We start from the raw sequence: 720 nt of genomic DNA on the forward strand, positions 1-720 counted from the left end.
GCCGGATCCAGGCCATGGAACGGCGGCTCGGGGTGGCGCTGCTGGACCGCTCGCCGCGCGGCTCCCGGCTCACCGACGCGGGGATCCTCGTCACGGAGTGGGCCCGGCGGGTCGTGGAGTCGGCGGAGGCCTTCGACGCGGGCGCGCAGGCGCTGCGGGCCCGCGTCGACTCGCGGCTGCGGGTCGCCGCCAGCATGACCATCGCCGAGTACCTGCTGCCCGGCTGGCTGATCGCGCTCCACCGGGCCCGTCCCGGTACGGCCGTCTCCCTGTACGCGGGCAACTCGGACAGCGTCGGCGCGCGCGTTCTCGCCCACGAGGCGGATCTCGGCTTCGTGGAGGGCCCGACCGTACCGGCGGGGCTCGACGCCACCGTCATCGGGCACGACCGGCTGGTCGTGGTGGCGGCGCCCGGCCACCCCTGGGCCCGCCGCCGCGCCCCGCTCGACCCCGCCGAACTTGCCGCCACCGGCCTGATCCTGCGGGAACCGGGATCCGGCAACCGCCAGGTGCTGGACGCCGCCCTTGCCCCGTACGGAGGTCCCGCCGCGCCCCTGCTGGAGCTGGCGTCCACCACCGCGCTGAAGGCGGCCGTGATGGGCGGGGTGGGGCCGTGCGTGCTGAGCGAACTGGCGGTGGCGGAGGAACTGGCGGCCCGCCGCCTGGTCGCCGTGCCGGTGACCGGGATCGGGCTGCGCCGCGAACTGCGGGCCGTGTGGC

At 77.1% G+C, this 720-nt stretch carries 1 protein-coding gene; it reads left to right on the forward strand.

Features of this window, described 5'->3' with window-relative positions:
- On the forward strand, positions 1-720 hold a 720-nt coding region (locus GT042_RS34625; RefSeq protein ID WP_161312647.1), incomplete at both ends, for a LysR family transcriptional regulator.

The sequence above is a fragment of the Streptomyces sp. SID3212 genome, from assembly GCF_009865405.1.
Lineage (GTDB): Bacteria > Actinomycetota > Actinomycetes > Streptomycetales > Streptomycetaceae > Streptomyces.